The organism is Streptomyces sp. DT2A-34, from assembly GCF_030499515.1.
GTDB lineage: Bacteria > Actinomycetota > Actinomycetes > Streptomycetales > Streptomycetaceae > Streptomyces.
This window is the reverse complement of the sequence record NZ_JASTWJ010000001.1, coordinates 6,027,394-6,048,068: the sequence shown is the minus strand read 5'-3', so window position 1 is coordinate 6,048,068 and position 20,675 is coordinate 6,027,394. Positions and strand designations below refer to the sequence as shown.

Annotated in this window: 22 protein-coding genes; 9 read left to right on the top strand and 13 right to left on the bottom strand. The window is 71.9% G+C overall.

Annotation, left to right across the window (positions count from 1 at the left end; all coding sequences use genetic code 11):
• Positions 1 to 25: 25 nt before the first annotated feature.
• Both QQM39_RS27175 and QQM39_RS27170 read right to left on the bottom strand, forming a co-directional pair.
• On the bottom strand, positions 26 to 316 hold the full coding sequence (locus QQM39_RS27175) for a DUF397 domain-containing protein (protein WP_302000168.1): 291 nt from the start codon (positions 314 to 316) through the stop codon (positions 26 to 28).
• Positions 298 to 1,140, bottom strand: a complete 843-nt coding sequence (locus QQM39_RS27170; RefSeq protein WP_302000167.1) for a helix-turn-helix transcriptional regulator — start codon at positions 1,138 to 1,140, stop codon at positions 298 to 300. Before QQM39_RS27170 ends, QQM39_RS27175 begins: the two co-directional genes overlap by 19 nt.
• Positions 1,141 to 1,331: 191 nt before the next feature.
• On the opposite strand from QQM39_RS27170, the gene QQM39_RS27165 reads away from it, so the two are divergent.
• Positions 1,332 to 1,478, top strand: a complete 147-nt coding sequence (locus QQM39_RS27165) for a hypothetical protein (RefSeq protein ID WP_302000166.1) — start codon at positions 1,332 to 1,334, stop codon at positions 1,476 to 1,478.
• Between the two features lie 169 nt (positions 1,479 to 1,647).
• The gene (locus tag QQM39_RS27160) at positions 1,648 to 1,833 is read left to right on the top strand and encodes a hypothetical protein (RefSeq protein WP_302000165.1); all 186 of its coding nucleotides are present in this window, start codon (positions 1,648 to 1,650) and stop codon (positions 1,831 to 1,833) included.
• A 136-nt stretch (positions 1,834 to 1,969) separates the two neighbouring features.
• Here the strand turns inward: QQM39_RS27160 and QQM39_RS27155 are convergent, their stop codons facing one another.
• The 6 genes from QQM39_RS27155 to QQM39_RS27130 all read right to left on the bottom strand — a co-directional run bounded on the left by QQM39_RS27155 (position 1,970) and on the right by QQM39_RS27130 (position 7,494).
• Positions 1,970 to 3,316, bottom strand: a complete 1,347-nt coding sequence (locus tag QQM39_RS27155) for a hypothetical protein (protein WP_302003739.1) — start codon at positions 3,314 to 3,316, stop codon at positions 1,970 to 1,972.
• 62 nt (positions 3,317 to 3,378) lie between these two features.
• A complete protein-coding gene (locus tag QQM39_RS27150) occupies positions 3,379 to 4,461 on the bottom strand; it encodes a hypothetical protein (protein WP_302000164.1) in 1,083 nt (360 codons plus the stop codon).
• The gene (locus QQM39_RS27145; protein WP_302000163.1) at positions 4,458 to 5,282 is read right to left on the bottom strand and encodes a hypothetical protein; all 825 of its coding nucleotides are present in this window, start codon (positions 5,280 to 5,282) and stop codon (positions 4,458 to 4,460) included. The genes QQM39_RS27150 and QQM39_RS27145 overlap by 4 nt, the downstream gene beginning before the upstream one ends.
• A gap of 40 nt (positions 5,283 to 5,322) precedes the next feature.
• The gene (locus QQM39_RS27140) at positions 5,323 to 6,012 is read right to left on the bottom strand and encodes an LPXTG cell wall anchor domain-containing protein (RefSeq protein ID WP_302000162.1); all 690 of its coding nucleotides are present in this window, start codon (positions 6,010 to 6,012) and stop codon (positions 5,323 to 5,325) included.
• Positions 6,013 to 6,263: 251 nt separating this feature from the next.
• Positions 6,264 to 6,866, bottom strand: a complete 603-nt coding sequence (locus QQM39_RS27135) for an ATP-binding protein (protein ID WP_302000161.1) — start codon at positions 6,864 to 6,866, stop codon at positions 6,264 to 6,266.
• A gap of 241 nt (positions 6,867 to 7,107) precedes the next feature.
• The gene (locus QQM39_RS27130) at positions 7,108 to 7,494 is read right to left on the bottom strand and encodes an STAS domain-containing protein (RefSeq protein WP_302000160.1); all 387 of its coding nucleotides are present in this window, start codon (positions 7,492 to 7,494) and stop codon (positions 7,108 to 7,110) included.
• 239 nt (positions 7,495 to 7,733) lie between these two features.
• On the opposite strand from QQM39_RS27130, the gene QQM39_RS27125 reads away from it, so the two are divergent.
• Entirely contained in the window at positions 7,734 to 8,711 is a 978-nt protein-coding gene (locus QQM39_RS27125; protein ID WP_302000159.1) for an RNA polymerase sigma factor SigF, read from the top strand.
• 211 nt (positions 8,712 to 8,922) lie between these two features.
• A complete protein-coding gene (locus QQM39_RS27120; protein WP_302000158.1) occupies positions 8,923 to 10,488 on the top strand; it encodes an RICIN domain-containing protein in 1,566 nt (521 codons plus the stop codon).
• On the opposite strand, the gene hutI is transcribed toward QQM39_RS27120, so the two are convergent.
• The 4 genes from hutI to hutU form a co-directional block, all read right to left on the bottom strand.
• Entirely contained in the window at positions 10,489 to 11,784 is a 1,296-nt protein-coding gene (hutI, locus tag QQM39_RS27115) for an imidazolonepropionase (RefSeq protein ID WP_302000157.1), read from the bottom strand. It lies immediately after the preceding gene.
• Positions 11,781 to 13,130, bottom strand: a complete 1,350-nt coding sequence (locus QQM39_RS27110) for a formimidoylglutamate deiminase (RefSeq protein WP_302000156.1) — start codon at positions 13,128 to 13,130, stop codon at positions 11,781 to 11,783. The genes hutI and QQM39_RS27110 overlap by 4 nt, the downstream gene beginning before the upstream one ends.
• Positions 13,127 to 14,329, bottom strand: coding sequence for an allantoate amidohydrolase (locus QQM39_RS27105; protein WP_302003738.1), 1,203 nt, complete (start codon positions 14,327 to 14,329; stop codon positions 13,127 to 13,129). Before QQM39_RS27105 ends, QQM39_RS27110 begins: the two co-directional genes overlap by 4 nt.
• A 107-nt stretch (positions 14,330 to 14,436) precedes the next feature.
• Positions 14,437 to 16,155 (bottom strand): urocanate hydratase, encoded by a 1,719-nt coding sequence (hutU, locus tag QQM39_RS27100; RefSeq protein WP_302000155.1) that lies wholly within the window; start codon positions 16,153 to 16,155, stop codon positions 14,437 to 14,439.
• Positions 16,156 to 16,296: 141 nt separating this feature from the next.
• On the opposite strand from hutU, the gene QQM39_RS27095 reads away from it, so the two are divergent.
• From QQM39_RS27095 to QQM39_RS27075, 5 genes are all read left to right on the top strand, one after another.
• Positions 16,297 to 17,733, top strand: coding sequence for a diaminopimelate decarboxylase (locus QQM39_RS27095; RefSeq protein WP_302000154.1), 1,437 nt, complete (start codon positions 16,297 to 16,299; stop codon positions 17,731 to 17,733).
• A 181-nt stretch (positions 17,734 to 17,914) separates the two neighbouring features.
• Complete coding sequence (locus QQM39_RS27090) at positions 17,915 to 18,307, top strand: hypothetical protein (protein ID WP_302000153.1); 393 nt, start codon at positions 17,915 to 17,917, stop codon at positions 18,305 to 18,307.
• Positions 18,304 to 19,101: a transcriptional regulator gene (locus QQM39_RS27085; RefSeq protein ID WP_302000152.1), complete on the top strand. Its 798-nt coding sequence runs from the start codon at positions 18,304 to 18,306 to the stop codon at positions 19,099 to 19,101. The genes QQM39_RS27090 and QQM39_RS27085 overlap by 4 nt, the downstream gene beginning before the upstream one ends.
• A gap of 37 nt (positions 19,102 to 19,138) precedes the next feature.
• Complete coding sequence (locus QQM39_RS27080) at positions 19,139 to 19,678, top strand: roadblock/LC7 domain-containing protein (protein WP_302000151.1); 540 nt, start codon at positions 19,139 to 19,141, stop codon at positions 19,676 to 19,678.
• 14 nt (positions 19,679 to 19,692) lie between these two features.
• Positions 19,693 to 20,067 (top strand): hypothetical protein, encoded by a 375-nt coding sequence (locus tag QQM39_RS27075; protein WP_302000150.1) that lies wholly within the window; start codon positions 19,693 to 19,695, stop codon positions 20,065 to 20,067.
• Between the two features lie 23 nt (positions 20,068 to 20,090).
• On the opposite strand, the gene QQM39_RS27070 is transcribed toward QQM39_RS27075, so the two are convergent.
• Positions 20,091 to 20,645, bottom strand: a complete 555-nt coding sequence (locus tag QQM39_RS27070; protein ID WP_302003737.1) for a hypothetical protein — start codon at positions 20,643 to 20,645, stop codon at positions 20,091 to 20,093.
• Between the last annotated feature and the right edge of the window lie 30 nt (positions 20,646 to 20,675).

The window sequence follows — 20,675 nt, the reverse complement described above, 5'->3', positions numbered from 1 at the left end:
GGCCTCCGGCCTTTTGCGGGTCAGGTCAGTGCGGCAGCTCGTCGCGGCGTACGGCCGTGACGAACGAGGCCCAGGCCGTCGCCGGGAGGATCAGGGCGGGGCCGTGGGGGTTCTTGGAGTCGCGGACGGGGACGACGGGGGCGGGGAGGTTGTCGGCGACTTCGAGGCACGCGCCGCCGTCGGGGTTGCTGTAGCTGCTCTTGCGCCACGCGGCCCCGGCCAGGAAGTCGTCGGAGACCTCGACGCAGTTGCCGCCGTCGGGGTTGCTGTAGCTGCTCTTGCGCCACGTCACGGCCGTCAGGTCGATGGATCGCACTGTGCTTCCTCCAGCATCTGCAAGATGAACTTCAGCGACTCGGCCGGGGACAACGCCAGGTCACGCATCGAATCGTACGCACGTTGCAGCCGGTCAACGTCCCTACTTTCCTGGACAAGTTCGCCGTGATACGCGGTCTCGGTGTAGGCCACGGTTCGACCGTCCTGCAGCTTGAGGAACATCACGTCAGTCCCGACCAAGCCGTGCAGACCGGAGCTGTGCGGTAGCACCTGGAGCGTGATGTTCGGGCGCTCGGCCACCTCCGCGAGATACCCAAGCTGCTCCCGCCAAGCGCCGGCGTCTCGCGGCGGTGTGCGCAGCGTCGCCTCGGCCAGGATGGCGCGGAACGGCGGCGCGTCCTCACCCATCAGCAGCGCGCGACGGCCCAGCCGTGCGTCCACCTGTTTGGCGAGCTCCTCGCCCTTGATCCCGCCTGTCGAGAGCACCTCCTGCACGTACCCCGCCGTCTGAAGCAGACCCGGCAGGACACTCACGGAGAACTGCCACAGGCCCACCGCCTCAGCCTCCAGCAGCATGTACCTCCGGTACTGCTCCTTGAACTGCGTCGGATCCCCCACCGCCAGCTCCCACAACGCCAGCAACAACCCCGGCGTCCCGTAGAACTCGTCCAGCGCCTGAGCCACCTCAGGGCTCCCCAGCGTCTGGCCCCGCTCCAGCTTCCCCAGCGTCGACCAGTCCCAGCCCAGTTCATCGGCGAGCTCCCGCAGGGTGAGCCCTCTCCCCTCGCGCAGCCGCCGCACCTCCTCCGCGTACCTCAATCGCGGCTCATGGCTGCGGCTCGTCACCGTCCGTCGCTGCGGCACCCTGTCTCCCCCTCCGCCAGGCTGTGGAATTTGTGGAATTTGGAGTGCCGAGCGTGGAACTAGCGCGTCTCAGCAGCCTTTTCGCCTCCCCGACACGGCATGCTCGTATCCGGCACCTGAACACGCAGCGTAATCCAGCGATTGCGTGCAGCACAGGCGTTCCCCGGAACGCGAACCTCAAGGAGTGAGCCATGCAGTCCACGACTCTCCCCCGACTCCCCCGCCGCACGCGCCCGAACCGCTCGACCGTCGCCTGGACGCCGCCCGGCGGCTGGGCGCGGCCGACGCCCGCCGTGCTGCGTACGCTCGAATCGGCGCTCGCACGGTGGTCCGCGTGACCGCGCGCACGGCATGGGTGGCGGCGCCCCCGCCGCCGCCCGCGTGTGACGTGTGCGGGGCCTTACTGGCCCAGCGGGAGGCGGCGAGAGAGGCGGGCCGGACCGCCGAAGCCGGTGCCTGCGAACGGGAGTTGCGGGAGCACTGGAGCGTCGGACGGGGGTGCGCGCCGTGACGGAGCCGCCGCCGTACCCCTCGTTCGACGTGAGCCGCTCGCCCGTCCCCGTGGAGGGCTGCGAGTCCTGCCGGAAACTCGCGGCCCGACGGGCGGCGGCCCGGACCGTGTTCGACCACAGCGCGGTGGCCGACGCGAACGTCATGATGCGGACGCATCTACGGCTGGATCACGGCAGGTGAGGAGAGGGCGTCGTCGACCCCGCGCCACCGCCCGCGCCCCAAAGGGGCGCGGGGCTGCGTTGGATATGCGGCTTCCGCCGCGCGGGCGGCGACCAGCCACGACGGCGCCGCAGACGACCGACGACATCGCGGCACTTCAAGCGGAGCGCTTACGCAGACGACGCCCCGGCATGAAGGTGAACACCGCTCCCCCGAGGAGCAGTGCCGTCCCCGCCACCAGCCCCAGGGCCTTCAGCGAGCCGTGGTCCTCCGCGCCGGTCGCCGCCAGGCCGCCGTCGGTCGACGAGCCTCCGGCAGAACCTCCCGCCGAACCTCCCGCCGAACCGCCGGAGGCCCCGCTCGCCTGCTCCGTCGTGTCCAGGGTCAGGGACACCTCGGTCTTGGCCGGTGTACAGGTCGTCGTCGTACCGAGGGCCTCGATGGTCAGGACCCCCGGGGAGAGCGTCGACTCGCCGCTCGCGCCGGGCTTGTACGTGCCCGTCAGGTCCGGTATCTCGATCGGCTCACCGGACTTGATGTCCTCGGAGTTGGTGGGGCCCTCGACATGGACCGTGCCCTTGTCCGCGCCGCCCAGGACGACCTCCATGGACGGCTTGACCGAGTCCTTGGGGATGTCGGCGGGGCTGTCCATCACCGACTTCTTGAACTGGACCGTCAGATCGAAGCTGCCGCCGCTCTTCTTGGCATTGATCTGGACCGGCGAGGTCGCCTCCTTGTCCCCGATGGGCGTCTTGCACTCGTACGGGACCTGGACCTCCTTGCCCGTGAAGTCGGTCTGACCGCCGTCGCCACCGCCAGTGCTCGAACCGCCGGAGTCCCCGCCCGTCTCGCTCTCACTCGGCGTCGGATTCGACGGACTCGTCGGGCTCGACGTCCCCGTCGGGGGACCTGTCGGCACGTCGGTCGGCACACCCGTGGGCAGGGTCGGGACGACCGTCGGCAACCCTCCCGTCGTACCGCCCGAACTCCCGCTCCCGTCCGTCACCTTGATCGTCGCCGCCGACTTCACCGTCTCCTTCGGCGTGCACTTGGTGTCCGTGGAGATCGGCTTGTTGACGTTGATGTTGTACGCGTCCGGCGTCAGGGTCACCTCCCCCGGCGCCGTCAGCTTCAGCTTGCCCTTCATGTCGGACAGCTTCATGTCGCTGTTCTTGGGGATGGGCGGGTTCTGCCGCGGCCCTTGCATGGCGATGTCGGCCGTCTGCGCGCCGGCCGCCTTCAGCGTCCCCGTCGGCTGGACCGTGTCCTGCCCGAGGTCGAGGATGTTCGGGTTCTTCGACGCCGCCTGGACGAACTTCCAGACGATCTCCACCTCGTCGCCGACCTTCGCCTCCGCGGGCGCGGTGATCTCCACCTTCGTCGTGCCCTGGACCGGCGGCAGCCCGGAGATGGCGGGCGGGACGCACTCGGTCGCGTACGCCACCTCGGCCGCCTGTGCGGGTGCGGCGGCCACGCCGAGCAGCACGCCCGCGCCGCCGAGCATCAGGGCGGCGCCCGCCGCGGTCGCTCTCCGGGGGCGTACCGGTGTGACTCTCCTTGACTTGCTCACGGGGGTCCCTTCCTGGTGGGGGTGGCAGGGGTCGTCGGGCTGTCGTCGTGCGGTGCGGAGAGCAGACCGGCCGTGCCCGGGTCGTTGTCCGGGGTGAACCACGGCAGGGTCGAGGGGGAGGGAGAGGCGTGCCTCGCCTGTTGGCGGGGCTTCAACCCCGGGATGCGCAGGGCCACTTCAGGCAGGCGGAGCCCGCGGCGGCGTGCGGTCTGCCGCGGCCGTACCCGGTCCACCGCCGCCATCCCGACGCGGAACAACGCCGCCGGGACGACCAGGCCGGCCAGGATCCAGAACAGCGTCACGCCCCAGGGCCGGCCCACGCCCCAGGGCTGTTCGACCATCACCTTGCCGCCGTACTTCAGGGAGACGGTGTAGCCGCCGTGCGCCCCGGCGGCGAGTTCCACCGGCAGCTCGATCCGCGCCTTCCTGCCCGGCTGGATCGTGCCGCGCCACTGCTGTTCCTGCCACTGCGGGGCGAACACGCCGTGGGAGGTGCCGACTTGGAACACCGGGTTCTTCACGGCGGAGGTGCCCACATTGCCGACGGTGAAGACGAGCGTCCGCGCCGGCGGTGCGCCGAACCACGTCAGCAGGCCTCCGGAGCCCTCCAGCCGGGTGTCCGTGAGGACGGACAGGCGCCCGCCCGCCGGCTCCGCGGGCAGCGGCTCGACGGCGTGCCCGGCCACCTGGAAGACGGCGTCGGCCTCGGCCTTCGCCCCGGTCACCGTCGCCACGTGCACCACGCACGGGCACGGCACGGGCGGCTCGGCCACCGGCAGCTTCCTGCTGAAGCGCCCGTCGGCGTCCGTCGTCACGGCCCTGCCGTCCGCGTTGGCACAGGAGTTGGTGCCACCTGTCACGCCGGTCGACGGCACGGACTGGCCGCAGATCAGGATCATCAGCAGCGCGCGCGACCGCCAGCCACTGCCGGTCACGGTGATCGAACCGCCCGTACCGGCCTGGGACTTGGAGAGCTTCGCGGTGGGTGGGTCGGCGGCCATGGCGGGGGCGGGCGCCAACAGCAGCGCCAGCAGGGGCAGCACGGCCAGCGACACCGACATCCGCACCCTGCCGTTCACGTCCCCGCTCCCGTCAACTCGACTTGCTTGTGAGGTCGTTCGGCCGGCTCGCCGACGGTCGGCGCACGACGCCCGCGATGCCGTACGACGAACAGGGCGCCGATCACGGCCGCTGCCCCCGTGAGCGTGCCCCACGGCACGAACCGCACCGACACCTGAGCCGTGTCGCCCGCCCCGCCCGCCGCCGTCACCGTCAGCCGCACGTCGACCGCGTCGAGGGCGGGCCGGTCGGGCCACGGCTCGGTGAGGTTCGTACGGCTGCCGGGCGGCAGGTCGACGGAGAGGGTGCGGGGCGTACGGTCCAGGACGGGACCGAAGACCCCGTCCGCGTGTACGGACAGCCGCGGTGTCAAGATCGTCGTACCGCGGTTGACCAACTCGTACGTGATGCCGTCGGCACGGACGGACACTCGCTCGACGGTCAGCGCGGCCACCTCCGGGACGGATGCCCGCAGATGGAACCGCAGGCGCTGGGTACGGCCGTCCGTGTCCCGCGCCACGATCTCGGCGGTGCGGTCACCCTCCGGGACGGTCACCGAGAAGGGCACGTCCGCTCGGGTGCGGGCGGGGACCCGCACCTCGCGCTCCGCGAAGGTGACCGGCACGCCGGTACTCCGGAGCCGTACGCCGACCGATCGACCGCTGCCGTTGGTCACGGACACCGTGTCCTGCAGGACCGTCCCGGGCTCGCCCTCGGCGTAGAAGGACGGCCGCCCGCCGCCGGAGGGCGCGACGGACCAGCCCTCGGCGGCGGTCGCCGTGGGGGCGGTGACCAGCAGAGCCGGCAGGGACAGGCACAGGACACGGACGGCTGACGACATCGGCGGCTCCAGCGGCGTCATACGAAAAGGTACGAAACGGTCAGCGGCGTACCGTCTGCCCCCTCCGCGTCAGCCACAGCGCACCCGCCGCGCCCGCGAGCAGGACCGTGCCGCCGAGAGTGCCGAGGGCGATCGCCGAGTCCTCGGGGCCGGTCTGCGGGAGCTCGGCGCCGGAGCCGGAGCCGGAGCCGCCCTGGCCGCTGCCGCCGCCCGCGCCGGCCGCCGCCGTCACGTCGAGGGTCAGCGACGGGCCGGGGTTGTTGGTGGGGGTGCACGTGGTGGTCGTGCCCAGGGCCTTGATGGTGAGCACGGCCGCCGTGAAGGTGACCCTGCCGGTCTTCTTCGGGGTGTACGTGCCCGTCAAGTCGTTGATCTTGATGGGGGTGTTGGCGGGAATCGCCTCTTGGTTGGCCGGGCCGGTCACCGCCAGGGTGCCGCTGTCGGCGCCGCCCAGCTTGATGGTGGCGCTCGGGTTCATCGCACCCTTGCCGAGTTCGACCGGGCTGGAGGAGACGCCCTTCTGCCACGACATGGTGATCTTGTAGGCGCCGCCGCTCTTGACGCCCTTGATGTCGATGGGCGAGACGGCGCTCTTGTCGCCGATCGGCGTCTTGCAGGCGTAGTTGACGTCGACAACCTCGGCCCGGGCCGCGGGGGCGGCCATCAACACCGCCGAGCCGGCCAGGGCCGCGGCGGTCGCGAGCGCGGCGGTTCGCTTCTGCTTCGACACGGTCCCCTCATTCCTGACGGCATATCAGATCGGCCGTCAAGGTACGCCCGGGGCCCAGAGGAAGGAAGACGCGGCGCACACCCGAGTTGTGGCGATCCGGCGTGCGCGTGAGGGGGTTCGGGTGGAGAGGGTGACCCTTGGTAACCCAGGCTCAGCGGGGCGGAGACGAATTTCTCGTACGCGCGCAACTCGTACGCACGGAAACGGCCTCGCGGAAACGGCCTCGCGGAAACGAATCTCCCGTGCTTCCGCTACGCCGGTGCTCCCAGTTCCGCCCACACCGTCTTGCCCGCGACCCCCGACGTCCGTACGACTCCCCAGTCCAGGCACAGCCGCTGCACGATGAACATGCCGTGGCCGCCGGGGCGGCCCGCGCGGTGCGGGGTGCGGGGGGCCGGCTGGCCCGTGCCCTTGTCGGAGACCTCGATGCGGATCACCTTGTTGTCGCAGGCGATCCACAGCTCGTCCGGCCCCTCGGCATGCAGACAGGCGTTGGTGACCAGCTCGGAGACGACAAGCAGCACATCCTCGGCGGCGGCCCGCTGGTCGGCGGTGGCGGCGGGCAGCCAGCCCCACGCGTACAGCGCCTGGCGGGCGAAGTCGCGGGCGAGCGGGACGACCCCGCTCTGCCCCTCGAAGCCCAGCCGACGGACCTGACGCGCCACCGACGCCTCGACGGACGACTCGGCTCCCTCGGGCCTCGATGACGACATGGGGCCGCCCTCGGACGCTCCGGCCGCCGGGGCGCCCTCCTCGGCGCCGCCCGCGGCCGGTACGCCCCTCTCGGACACCCCGGAAGCGCCGCTGGGCTCTGGGCCGCGGTCGCCCGGCGAGAAAGGCCGGGTGGTGCTCATCAGCGCTTCACCTCACCGATTCACCAATTCAACAGTTCAACGTTCACACGATTCACAAGTCTGTACGCAGAGCCAGTACGCCAGTGCACGTCCTTGCTTGATGTCGGTCACAGTCCCCCACCCCCGGTGGCCGACGTCACAGCCGACAGGTTCAGGATGTCTCCTGCCCGACCGCGCCGAGGGAACACCCCGGATTTCGGCACGTTGATGTGACGTCCGATGCGATGCCGGACGCGAGGGGTCAACCCGACCCGTCGGACTCACCGGCCAGGGCGTCGTCGAGCGAGTCGTGGACCGTGAAGACCGCTTCGGCCCCTGTGATCTCGAACACGCGCGCAACGACGGGCAGCATGCCCGCGAGGTGCACCCCGCCACCGGCGGCCTCCGCCTTCAGTCGCGCCCCGAGCAGCACGTTCAGCCCTGTGGAGTCACAGAACTCGAGCCGGGAGCAGTCGACGACCAGTCGGCTGAAACCCTTGCCGAGGCAGTCCTCGAGTGGCTCACGCAACAAATCGGCGGTGTGGTGGTCCAACTCACCCGCCGGGGTCACGACGGCACTGGAGCCCTCTTCCCGCACTTCGACCAGAAGCCGGCCAGACTGTGCGCTGCCGACGGTCCCGCGGTCCATGCCGTCTCTCACTCCCGACGTCGTGGCTGCTGACTGACGCTCTCGAACACTACGCCTTCCCTACGCCCTCCAACACCCGAACATCCACCCAGAAACGGACATTTCGGAACAGAGCGCACTTGCGGTGGGCTCACGAAAACGGGTAGGGCTAGTAGAGACACGTAACCGACTCGGCCGGCTTTGGAGGCGCCGCACACCGCAGTGCACGCACAGGCTTCGGCAGCCATATGCCGAGAACGATGGAGGACATCATGTCACCCCGGCTCGACGCATCGCATACCCAGACGGCGACGTCGGCACCCCGACCGGAACATCTGGATCCCATCGAGCGCAGCAGCGACGTACATCACGGACAGGACTTCGCTCAGGAGTTCGGCCGGCAGTTCGGCCAGGAGTCCGCTCAGGACGACGTACTCGCCGGGCTTCCGGACATCCCCCCTTACGACGAGGTGGGGCCGATGGACGCGCGGGCCCTTTCCAAGACCCTCTTCGAGCGGCTGGAGTCGCTGGAGGAAGGGACCCACGAATACTCGTACGTCCGCAACACGCTCGTCGAACTCAACCTCGCCCTGGTCAAGTTCGCCGCCTCCCGCTTCCGCTCGCGCAGCGAGCCGATGGAGGACATCATCCAGGTCGGCACCATCGGCCTGATCAAGGCGATCGACCGCTTCGAGCTCAGCCGTGGCGTGGAGTTCCCCACCTTCGCGATGCCGACCATCGTCGGTGAGATCAAGCGCTTCTTCCGCGACACGTCGTGGTCGGTGCGGGTGCCGAGGAGGCTGCAGGAGCTGCGGCTCGACCTCGCCAAGGCCGGCGACGAGTTGGCCCAGAAGCTGGACCGCGCCCCGACGGTGGCGGAACTGGCGGAGCGCCTCGGCCTGACCAACGACGAGGTCGTCGAGGGCATGGCGGCGTCGAACGCGTACACCGCCTCCTCGCTGGACGCCCAGCCCGAGGAGGACGACGCCGAGGGCGCGCTCGCCGACCGGATCGGCTACGAGGACCACGGCATCGAAGGCATCGAGTACGTCGAGTCGTTGAAGCCGCTCATCGCCGAACTGCCGCACAGAGACCGGAAGATCCTGTCCTTGCGGTTCGTCGCGGGCATGACCCAGTCGGAGATCGGCGACGAACTCGGCATCTCGCAGATGCACGTGTCGCGACTGCTGTCGCGTACCTTGATCCGGCTCCGGAAGGGGCTGACGGTCGAGGAGTGACGACCACTCACCCAGTGGCGACCGGCTCCCGCTGATCAGCGCTGTGCCCGGTGCCCCGCCGAATCGGTCGGCCGGGCACCGGGCACAGCGCGTTCTGGGGTTACCCACAGAAACTCTTTCCCCAGAGCTTCCCTTCCTCCACTATGAGCCCTCATACCCGCCGGTAGGCCAGATCTCCGGGCGGGTCGCACGGCTGCAAGGAGGCAGGCGGATGGCTCGCGCCGACGACGGCAGGGACTCCGGCCCGGGGGTGCACACGGGAGCGTCCGACGCGCGGCTCACCGAACTGCTGCGCGCCGACACGGCCACCGCGTACCTGGCACTCCAGGAACTCCGCGCCCGCCATCACGCACCCGTCCTCGCCTACGCCCGTCAGTGCACCCCGAACGAGTCCATGGCACGGCAGTTGGCGGCCCAGGCGTTCACGCTCGCCGCCCGCCAGACGGCACGCGGCGTCGACCCGGGCCTGCCCTGGCGGCACCAACTGCTGCTCCTGACCGCCCGGTCGGCCGGGACCTGGGCCATGGACGAGCGGGCCGCGGGCCTCGACGCGAGCCTGCTCCTCGTCCTGAACACGGCGGGCCCCTCCGGCCCGGTCCCGCCCCTGCTCACGGCGTTCCAGTCCCTGCCGTCCCGTACGCAGGGCCTGATCTGGTACGGAGTCGTGGAGCGGGAGCCGGTGGAACGAACGGCCGCTCTCCTCGGCCTCACCCGCGAGGACGTCACATACGGCACCGACCCGGCGCTCCAGCAGCTGGCCCGGGCCTGCCTGCGCACCCGCCTCGCCGCCTCCGACGACCCCGACTGCCCCGACTTCGGCCGCCTCATCGAGGAGTCCGTACGGCCGGACAGCCCCCGCGACAGCGCCGACCTGCACACCCACAGGGCGCGCTGCCCGCACTGCACGACGGCCTACGAGGAGCTGTCGGCGCTCCGGGACACTCCGCGCACGGCGCTGGCGGAGGGGCTGCTGCCGTGGGGCGGGACGGCGTATGCGGCGGGCGGCGCGGGAGAGCGGGGCGGCGTCGGCCGTGCGGCAGAGGGGAGTCGGCCGGAGCGAGGTGGGCCACTGGACCGCCGCCGGGTCGTGCTGGTGTCGGCCGCGATCGGGGTGGCGTTGCTGCCGCTGGTGGCGTTCCTGATGGCGCGGGGCGGATCGCCGTCGCAGGACCCGGTGGCTTCGGTGAGCACTCCGGTGAGCGTGCCGCCGGTCGCGGTGACGGTGACGGCCACCGCCACGGTTTCCGCGAGTCCGTCCCCTTCCCCTACCCGTACCCCTACCCCCACCCCTACCGCCAAGTCGCCGTCCCCCACGAAGAGTTCGACCCCCTCGAAAACAGCACGCCCGAAGCCGCCGCCCTCTCCCACGCCTCCACCGGGCGCCACATACGCCCAGGTCGTGAACGCGGCCTCAGGGCTGTGCCTGGACGTCGACGGCAACCCGGAGAACGGCACGGACGTCGTCACGGCCACCTGCACGTCCGCCCCCGACCAGCGGTGGCGGGTCGACTCCGAACGCGGCGTACTGCAGTCGTACGCCTACCCCGACTACTGCCTGGACAGCCGCGGCTCCGTGGACCGGGGCGTCGGCATCTGGACCTGCGACTCCGTCCATGGGCCCAACGGGCAGAACCTGAGGTTCGCGGTGGACTCCCTCGGGGTGATCCGCCCGGGGATCGCCCCGGACCATGCGGTGACGCCGGGCGGGGACAAGTCGCTGGCCCTCGTGCGGGAGGCGGCGCGGGGGGATCAGCGGTGGCGGGCGGGGGCTGTGTGATCAGGCCTCGCGCACACCCCGTCGCCACACCTGGCTGACCAGCGGCACCCCCGGCCGATAGGCCAGGTGCACATGGCTCGGGGCGTCGAGGAGGAGCAGGTCCGCGCGGGCGCCCGGGGTGAGGCGGCCGATGTCGTCGCGGCGGAGGGCCGCCGCACCGCCCGCCGTGGCCGACCAGACCGCCTCGTCCGGGGTCATCCCCATGTCCCGTACCGCGAGCGCGATGCAGAAGGGCACGGAGGAGGTGAAGGACGACCCCGGGTTGCAGTCGGTGGAGAGGGCGACGGTGACACCCGCGTCGAGGAGGCGGCGGGCGTTCGGCCACTGGGCGCGGGTGGAGAACTCGGCGCCGGGGAGAAGGGTGGCGACGGTGTTGCCGCTCGCGAGGGCGTCCACGTCGGCGTCCGTCAGGTGGGTGCAGTGGTCGGCGCTGGCGGCGTCCAGCTCGACGGCCAGCTGGACGCCGGGGCCGTAGGTGAGCTGGTTGGCGTGGACGCGGGGGTGCAGGCCCCTGGCCTTGCCCGCGGTGAGGATCGCGCGGGCCTGGTCACCGTCGAAGGCGCCCTTCTCGCAGAAGACGTCGATCCAACAGGCGTACGGGGCACAGGCGTCGAGCATCTCGCCGGTGACGAGGGCGACGTAGGCGGCCGGGTCGTCGGCGTAGTCGGGAGAGACGATGTGGGCGCCCAGGTACGTGACCTCGTCCGTGTGCGCCGACGCGATGCGCAGGGCGCGGGCCTCGTCCTCGACCGTCAGGCCGTAGCCGGACTTGGTCTCGAAGGTGGTGGTGCCTTGGCGCAGGGCCTCACGGAGGTAACGGGTGAGGTTGGCCTCGAGTTCCTCGTCGCTCGCGGCGCGGGTGGCGGCGACGGTCGTACGGATGCCGCCGGCGGTGTAGCTGCGGCCGGACATGCGGGCGTTGAACTCCCGCGTCCGGTCGCCCGCGAAGACGAGGTGGGAGTGGGAGTCGACGAAGCCGGGGACGACCGCCCGGCCGCCTGCGTCGACCCGATTGTCAGTGGCGGGTGCTTTGCTTTGATCACCGGTCCACACGACGCGGTCGCCTTCGATGACGACGGCCGCGTCCTGGATCAGTCCGAGGGGGGATCCGTCACCTAGGGAGGGGTTGTTGGTGACCAGGGCGGCGATGTTGGTGATGAGCGTGCTTGCGGTGCTCGCGGAGTGGGCGGGGCTGACGGTCGTCGCGTTGCTCATGGCGTCCTTGGTTGCCTGGTCGGCGGTCGGGTCGGGTTCGGGGGCGGAGGCGGGCCGCGCGGGTGGACGGCCCGCAGTCATCCGCGCAAGGCTTCGACGGCGTCCGCGAGGGCTTTCGGCACATCCGGTACGAGGGCGTGGACCCCGTCCCGTACGACGTGCCGACCCCCCACGACCGTATGCGACACGTCTGCTGCCGACGCAGCGAATACGGCCGTCTCGGCCCCGAGCCGCGGAAGCGGCCCTGCCGTCCTGACCGAGTCGAGCGCGATGGTGGTGAAGTCGGCGAGTCCTCCGGGCTCCAGGGTGCCCGCCCCGTCCCAGCCGAGAGCCGCGTGGCCGTCGGCCGAGGCCGCCCGCAGGAGGGCCGCCGCCGTCCAGTGACCTCGCGTGCGGGTGCGCAGGCGCTCGTTCAGCTCCATCGCGCGCGCCTCTTCGAGCAGGTCGATGACGGCGTGGCTGTCGGAGCCGAGGGAGAGCGGGGAGCCTTCGTTCTGCAGGGCGACGGCGGGTCCGATGCCGTCCGCGAGGTCCCGTTCGGTGGTCGGGCACATACAGGTGCCGGTGCCGCTGCCGCCGATCAGGGAGATGTCCTCGGCGGTGAGGTGGGTGTTGTGGACGCCGGTGGTGCGCGGGCCGAGGACGCCGTGCAGGGCGAGGAGCTGGGTGGGGGTGCAGCCGTGGACCTCCAGGCACGCCTCGTTCTCGGCGGTCTGCTCGGACAGGTGCACATGGAGCGGGGCCCGCCGCTCCTCGGCCCACCGCGCCACGGTCGCCAACTGGTCGGCGGGCACGGCCCGTACGGAGTGGATCGCCGCCCCGATCCGTGCGTGATCCTGGTCCTTGAGAACTGAACAGCGTTCGGCCCAGGCCTCGGCGTGTCCGTCGGAGAAGCGGAGCTGGTGGCGGTTGGGCGGCCGGCCGAAGCCGGCGGAGAGATAGGCGGTGTCGAGGAGGGTGATCCGGATGCCGGCGTCGGCGGCGGCCGCGACGAGGGCCTCGCCCATCGCGTTCGGGTCCGCGTACGGGGTGCCGCCCGGGGCATGGTGGACGTAGTGGAACTCACCGACGGCGGTGATCCCCGCCAGCGCCATCTCGGCGTACACGGCGCGGGCGAGGGCGTGGTAGGTCTCCGGGGTGAGCCTGTCGGCGAACGAGTACATGACCTCGCGCCAGGTCCAGAAGGTGCCGGAGCCGACCTGGACGGTGGAGCGCAGGGCGCGGTGGAAGGCGTGCGAGTGGGCGTTGGCCAGCCCGGGGAGCGTGAGCCCGCGGAGGACCTCGGCGCCGGGGGGCGGGGCCTGCGCGCCGGTGCGGACGGCGGTGACGCGGCCGTCGCTCACATCGAGGGCGACGCCCGGCTCGACGTGGGTGTCGAGCCAGGCGTGTTCCAGCCAGTACGTACGGGTCCGCTGGGTGGGCGTCACGTGCAGGCCAGTCCTTCCAGTACGTCGGCGAGGGCGATGACTCCGGCCACGCAGTCGTCCTCGGCGGCGAACTCGGCCGGGGAGTGCGAGACGCCGGTGGGGTTGCGTACGAACAGCATGGCGGTCGGGATGGTCCCGGAGAGGATTCCGGCGTCATGTCCGGCACCGGTGCCCAGGACCGGGACGGTGAGGTCGGAGTCCTTGCCCAGGATGCGGGCCAGTTCGTCGCGCAGGGCGTGGTCGAACTCGACGACGGGCGTGAAGGACTCACGGACGATGTCGAGGTCGATGCCGTGGGCCGCCGCGTACTCCCGGGCCGCCTTCTCGATGCCGCCGACGACGGTGTCGAGGCTCGCCTGGTCCTCGGCCCTGGAGTCGAGCCAGCCGCGCACCAGGGAGGGGATGGCGTTGACGCCGTTCGGCTCGACGGAGATCTTGCCGAACGTCGCGACGGCACCGGCGAGTTGCGCCTCCCGGCGGGCGGCGAGCACGGTCTCGGCGTACGTCAGCATGGGGTCGCGCCGGTCCATGAGCCGGGTGGTCCCCGCGTGATTGGCCTCGCCCCGGAAGTCGAACCGCCATCGGCCGTGCGGCCAGATGGCGCTGGCGATGCCGACGCGGTCGCCGGACAGGTCCAGGGCCCGTCCCTGCTCGACATGCAGCTCGACGAAGGCACCGATGCGGGCGAGCCGCTCCGGGTCGGCGCCGATGGCCTCGGGGTCGTACCCCGCGGCCTCCATGGCCCGGGGCAGGCTGACCCCGTCCCCGTCGGTCAGCTTGTGGGCGTCGTCGACGGTGAGCTGCCCGGCGGCGAGCCGGGACCCGACACAGGCGAGCCCGAACCGGGCACCCTCTTCGTCGCCGAAGTTGACGATGGCGAGGGGCTTGGCGAAGTGCACGCCCCTGCCCCGCAGTTCATCGAGCGCGGCGAAGGACGACACGACCCCGAGGGGCCCGTCGAAGGCACCCCCGTCCGGCACGGAGTCGAGATGCGACCCGGTGACAACGGCGTCCCCGGCGGCGGGATCCCCGAGCCAGGCCCACTGATTCCCGTTCCGGTCGACCTCGTAGGCGAGCCCGCGTCCTTCGGCCTGCTCCTTGAACCAGGCCCGGCAGTCGAGATCGGCGCCGGTCCAGGCGAAGCGTCGATAGCCGTGGGAGCCGGGGTGCCGGCCGATGGGGAGCAGCTCACGCCACATCTCGTGGAACGACCCACCACCCACGCCAGACCGCACTGCGCCGCCCGCACCCGGCGACGAGCCCTCAGCCCCCGCCGGAGAGTTGCCGTGCCCGCCCCCATGCTGAGTCACGCGTCGTCACCCTCGCGCATCGGGACGCGCACGCCCCGCTCATCGGCAACCGACTCCGCGATGTCGTACCCGGCGTCGACGTGCCGGATGACGCCCATCCCGGGGTCGTTCGTCAGCACCCGGCGGATCTTCTCGCCCCCGAGCTTCGTACCGTCGGCCACCGTCACCTGCCCGGCGTGGATGGACCGCCCCATGCCGACGCCGCCACCGTGGTGAAGGGAGACCCAGGAGGCGCCCGAAGCCACGTTCACCATGGCGTTCAGCAGCGGCCAGTCCGCGATCGCGTCGGACCCGTCGAGCATGGCCTCGGTCTCGCGGTAGGGAGAGGCCACCGAACCGCAGTCCAGGTGGTCACGCCCGATCGCGAGCGGCGCGGCCAGCTCACCGCTCGCCACCATGTCGTTGAACCGCTCACCCGCCTTGTCCCGCTCCCCGTAGCCGAGCCAGCAGATGCGCGCGGGCAGCCCCTGGAAGTGCACCCGCTCGCCGGCCATCTTGATCCAGCGGGCCAGGGACTCGTTCTCCGGGAAGAGGTCGAGGATCGCCTTGTCGGTCTTGGCGATGTCGGCCGGGTCGCCCGAGAGAGCAGCCCACCTGAAGGGGCCCTTGCCCTCGCAGAACAGGGGGCGGATGTAGGCCGGCACGAACCCGGGGAAGGCGAACGCCCGCTCGTACCCGGCGAGTTGGGCCTCGCCCCGGATCGAGTTGCCGTAGTCGAAGACCTCGGCACCGGCGTCCATGAAGCCCACCATGGCCTCGACGTGCTTGGCCATGGACTCACGGGCGCGGGTGGTGAAGCCGGCCGGGTCCTTGGCGGCGTAGGACGCCATCTCGTCGAAGTCGACGCCCAGCGGCAGGTACGCCAGCGGGTCGTGCGCCGAGGTCTGGTCGGTGACGATGTCGATGGGGGCGCCCATGGCGAGGAGCTGCGGGACCAGCTCGGCGGCGTTGCCGAGGACGCCGATGGAGAGGGGGCGGCGGGCGTCACGGGCCTCGACGGCCAGTTGGAGGGCGTGGTCGAGGGAGTCGGCCTTCACGTCCAGGTACCGGTGCTCGATGCGGCGCTCGATCGCGCGCGGGTCACAGTCGACGCAGATCGCGACACCGTCGTTCATGGTCACGGCGAGCGGCTGGGCGCCGCCCATGCCGCCGAGACCGGCGGTGAGGGTGATCGTCCCGGCGAGGGTGCCGTCGAACTTCTTCGCGGCGACGGCGGAGAAGGTCTCGTAGGTGCCCTGGAGGATGCCCTGGGTGCCGATGTAGATCCAGGAGCCGGCCGTCATCTGGCCGTACATGGTGAGGCCGAGGGCCTCCAGGCGGCGGAACTCCTCCCAGTTGGCCCAGTCGCCGACGAGGTTGGAGTTGGCGATGAGGACGCGCGGCGCCCACTCGTGGGTCTGCATGACGCCGACGGGGCGTCCGGACTGGACCAGCATGGTCTCGTCCTGCTTCAGCCCCTTCAGCGTGCGCACCATCGCGTCGAAGGAGCGCCAGTCGCGGGCCGCCTTGCCGGTGCCGCCGTAGACGACGAGCTTGTCGGGGTGCTCGGCGACCTCGGGGTCGAGGTTGTTCTGCAGCATCCGCAGGGCGGCTTCCTGCTGCCATCCCAGGGCACTCAGTTCCGTACCGCGCGGCGCTCGGACTCCACCAGGGGGCGGCCCGTAGGGCCTCGTTTGAGGGTGGTGGGGGGAGACGGGCGGGCGGGGTCCTGACATGGTCTGCCTCCCAGCGGACTGTGACTGCGAAGTGTGACTGCGAACTGTTGAGGTGGTTATTCACATCCTGGACGTCTGAATAGAGCTAGTCAATACGTTCGCGGGCCAGCGCTCGCGCGTCACGGATGTTTGGCTGGATGCATGGGCTCGGACAACGACAGGACGGGGGATGTTGTGGACATCGGAGCGGGCGACGCAGTGGGCGGCGGAGTCGAGATACCGGCGTATGACGCCGACCGGGTGGCCCGGCGGGACGACGCGGTGCGGGCGGCCGTGGAGCAGGGGCTGCTCGGGCCCGGCACCCCCATCGTCGGCCTGCTCGACGTCACCGGCATCCGGGAGTCGGCGGCGGCGCTGCGGGCGGCGTTCGACGCGGTGGTGGCGCCGGGCACGCCCGTGCTGCACGCCTTCGCGGTGAAGGCGACCCCGCTGGTGCCGGTGCTGCGGCTGCTGCGCGAGGAGGGCATCGGCGCGGAGGTGGCGAGCCCGGGCGAGCTGGCGCTGGCGCGGGCGGCGGGGCTCCGCCCGGAGATGACGGTGCTGGACTCGCCCGCCAAGACGCCGGCCGAGCTGCGCGAGGCGCTGGCGCTGGGCATCGCCGTCAACGCGGACAACCCGCAGGAGCTGGACCGCATCGACGGCATGATGAAGTCCGCCGTCAGCAGCTCCCCGCTCGGGATCCGGGTGAACCCGCAGGTCGGCGGGGGTTCGATCGAGGCGACGTCCACGGCCACGGCGACGTCGAAGTTCGGGGTGGCGCTGCGCGACGAGGGGGCGCGGGAGTGGGTGGTACGGGCGTACCAGGACCGCCCGTGGCTGACGCGGCTGCATGCGCACACCGGCTCGCAGGGCATCCCGCTGGCGCTGATGGCCCGGGGGGTCGCGGAGGCGTACGCGCTGGCCGAGGAGATCAACCGGCGGATCGGGCGGCGGCAGATCGACACGCTCGACATCGGCGGCGGGCTGCCGGTGAACTTCGCCTCGGACACGACCACGCCGACGTACGCGCAGTACGCGCGGCTGCTGGGCGAGGCGATGCCGGGGCTGTTCGACGGGCGCTACGGGCTGGTCACGGAGTTCGGGCGGTCACTGCTGGCCAAGCACGGGACGGTCGTGGCCCGCGTCGAGTACGCCAAGAGCGCGGGCGGGCGGCCGGTGGCGGTCACGCACGCGGGCGTGCAGGTCGCCACGCGCACGGTGTACGCGCCGGGGAGCTGGCCGCTGAGGATCACCGCGTACGACGGCAAGGGGCGCCCGAAGGAGGGTCCGGCCGTGGTGCAGGACGTGGCCGGGCCGGCCTGCTTCTCGGGTGACCTGCTGGCCGAGGGGTGCGCGCTGCCGCTGCTGGAGCAGGGGGACTACGCGGCGGCGGTGGACACGGGGGCGTACTACTTCGCGCACCACTACGCGTACAACTCCCTCGCCCGGCCCGGCATTTACGGCTTCGCGCCGGACGAGGCCGGGGGCATGGCCTTCGCGACCGTGCGCGAGCCGCAGTCGCTCGACGAGATCGTGGCCGAATCCGGAGGGGCGCACGCGACATCGCTCACCACCCTGCCCGCGCCGCAGCGCCGTTGACGTACGGCGATGAGGGTCCGTACGCCATACGCGATCAACTGGAGTGAAAACAGGGCCAGTTGACCCACCTTAGTCACTCGGCGCATGTTCCACTGGAAAATGCCCGAACGCTCACTCGCCGCACACACGTTGCGTAGTTTGGCCCTCACTCAGCCGAACCCCAGGCGGGAGGGGAGCGACGGTGCCCGGAATCGACAAGTGCTTGCTGGAGGCGATGCGGCTGCCCGGTGCACGGGGCGCCGCGCTGGTCGACTGGACCAGCGGGCTGGCCCTGGGCACCGTGGGCGATCCGCCGGGCGGTGACCACGAGACGGCGGCCGCCGAGGCGGCGGAGCTGGCGCGGCTGGCCGCCGAGCAGCACGCGTTCGGGCCCGGCGACGACGGCGGCGCCGCGGATCCGCCCGTCGAGGACGTGATCCTCAGCAACCGGGACAGCTACCACGTGCTGCGGTTCGTGCCGACGGCCTTCGACAGCAGCGTGTTCCTGTACCTGTGGCTGGCCCGCGCGGACGGCAACCTCGCGCTGGCCCGTATCCGGCTGGGCGAGATGGCCGAGCGGCTGGTGCTGGGATGACCGTGGTCGGAACCACACCGCCACCGCGTCTGCCGGTCCGGGACCGGACGACGGCGCACCAGCGGGCCGGGGGCGTCTCGCCGATGCTGACCCGGCTGGCGGACGAGCGGGCCACCGGCGTCCTGGACCGCGAGCACGGCACGCTCCATCTCGCCGAGGGCCGGGTGGTGCACGCCGAGAGCCCGCTCGCTCCCGGCCTCGGCGTGCTCCTCACGCTCCACGGCGCCCTCGACGCCGAGACCTGGCAGGACGCCGAGGACAGCGCCGACGAGGGGCGGCTGCTGCGGCACGGCGTCACGTCGGGCGCGCTGGAGCTGGCGCAGGCGAGCGCGCTGTACGACGCCGCGTACTTCGCCCTCGCCCCCAGCAGTACGCCCGGCCGCTTCCGCTACGGCCCCGCGCACTGGCTCGCCTCCGTGCGTCCGGTGCCGGTCGCCGCCCTGGAGCGCGAGACGCTGCGCCGCCGCGCCCTGCTGCGCCGCATCTGGCCCGACCCGGCGACGGACGCCGCACCCCTGATCCGGGCCGACCCGGTCGCGGCCCCCGCGGTCCCGCCGAGGCAGGCCGCCGTACTCGCCCGGGTGGACGGCGTACGGCGGGCCGCCGACATCGCGCGGGAGCTGGGCAGGCCGGCGTTCCACACGCTGGTGCACATAAGGCGGCTGGCCGCGGCGGGGCTCGTGTCCCCGCAGCCGCCACCCACCGCCCAGGGCCACCCGCCCGACGACGCCGTCGCCGCCGATCCCTATGTCGCGCTGCTGAAGAGGGTCAGGGATGCGCTGGAGGCCCTTTGACCGCAAGCCCTTCGCGGGCGCCGAGAGGAGACACCTGATGGCGGCCGAGTCCCCGATACTCGACGAGTTCCGCCGACTCAGAGCCCGAGTGCCCCAGCTGACCGGAGCGCTCGCGGCCGGCGTGGACGGCCTCGTCCTCGCCCACGACACCCCCGGAGTCGAACCGGACGGCCTCGCCGCGCTCACCGCCGCCGCGCTCGGCGTCGCGGTGCGGATGACGGACGCGACCGGCCGGGGCGACCTCCGCGAGCTGCTCGTGCGCGGGGCGGACGGCTATGTGGCGACGTACGCGGCGGGCCGCACCGCCGTACTGACGCTGCTCGCCACGGACGGCGTCAACGTCGGCCGGCTGCATCTGGAGGGCCGCCGCGCCGGTGCCCGTATCGGAGAGCTCGTCGACGCGCAGGCGGCGGCGCCCAGGAGGAGCCCTGCCAAGAGCTCCGCCAAGAGGCCCGAGGAGCCCAAGGAGCCCAAGGGGCCCAAGGAGCCCGCCAAGCCCATGCCCACCCGCACGAGAACCGCGCGTCCCGCACGCGCCACCACCACCACCAACGCGCGTACGACTACCGAGAGTTGAGAGGAACACACGTCATGGCCAACACCGAGACCACGCTGAAGGAATGCCTCGCCTCGATCGAGGGGGCGACCGGGGTCGCTCTGGTCGACTACACCAGCGGGATGGCGCTGGGCACGCTGGGCGGCAGCAAGAGCTTCGACCTCAATGTCGCCGCCGCGGGCAACACCGACGTCGTCCGCGCCAAGATGCGCACGATGGAGCACCTCGGCCTCAAGGGCGGCATCGAGGACATCCTGATCACCCTCAGCGACCAGTACCACCTGATCCGGCTGATCGCCGGGCGCGGCGGCAACGGCCTCTTCCTGTACCTGGTCCTCGACGCCAAGCGCGCCAACCTGGCCATGGCCAGGCACCAGTTGAAGAAGATCGAGCAGGACCTGGAGGTCTGAGCCGCACCGCCGAGAGGGCCGGCCTACACCAGCGCCGCGGTGCGGCGGCGGGCCCCGCCCGGGGCCGCGTCGCCCGCCGCGATGCCGGTGCTGCGGTAGCCCTTGACCGCCTTGCCCGCCGGCCGGCCGCCCCGGCGGTCGAGCCAGTCCACCCGCACCCACAGCAGGGCGTTCTCGGCCCGCTCCCGCCGTCCGAGCCACGCGGCCTTGAGCCGGAGCCCCGCCCCGCACCCCGCCAGCAGCATCCCGCCGGCCGCCGGCACGGCGAACGCGCTGCCCAGCGCGGCGACGAAGGCGAGCAGCAGCCACCAGCGGTGGCCACGGCGCCAGTTGCGGACGGCGACCGCGCGGTCCTGGAGCACGTCGTGCTTGCCGGCGCGGGCGGCCGAGCGGGTCAGGGCGGTGTACCGCTTGCGGCGTACGTACGCGACCACGGCCGTCGCGAGGATGAAGAGCGCCGCCCCGGCCAGCACCCCGATCCGGCGCCCCGTCAGCCCCGGCACCAGCACCCCGACGCCCGCCGCGAACACCCCGAGCCACCACAGCGGCGCCGCCCCGGCCCGTACGACGACGGCCACCCGAGCCAGCCCGTGCCCTCCTGCGCGTAC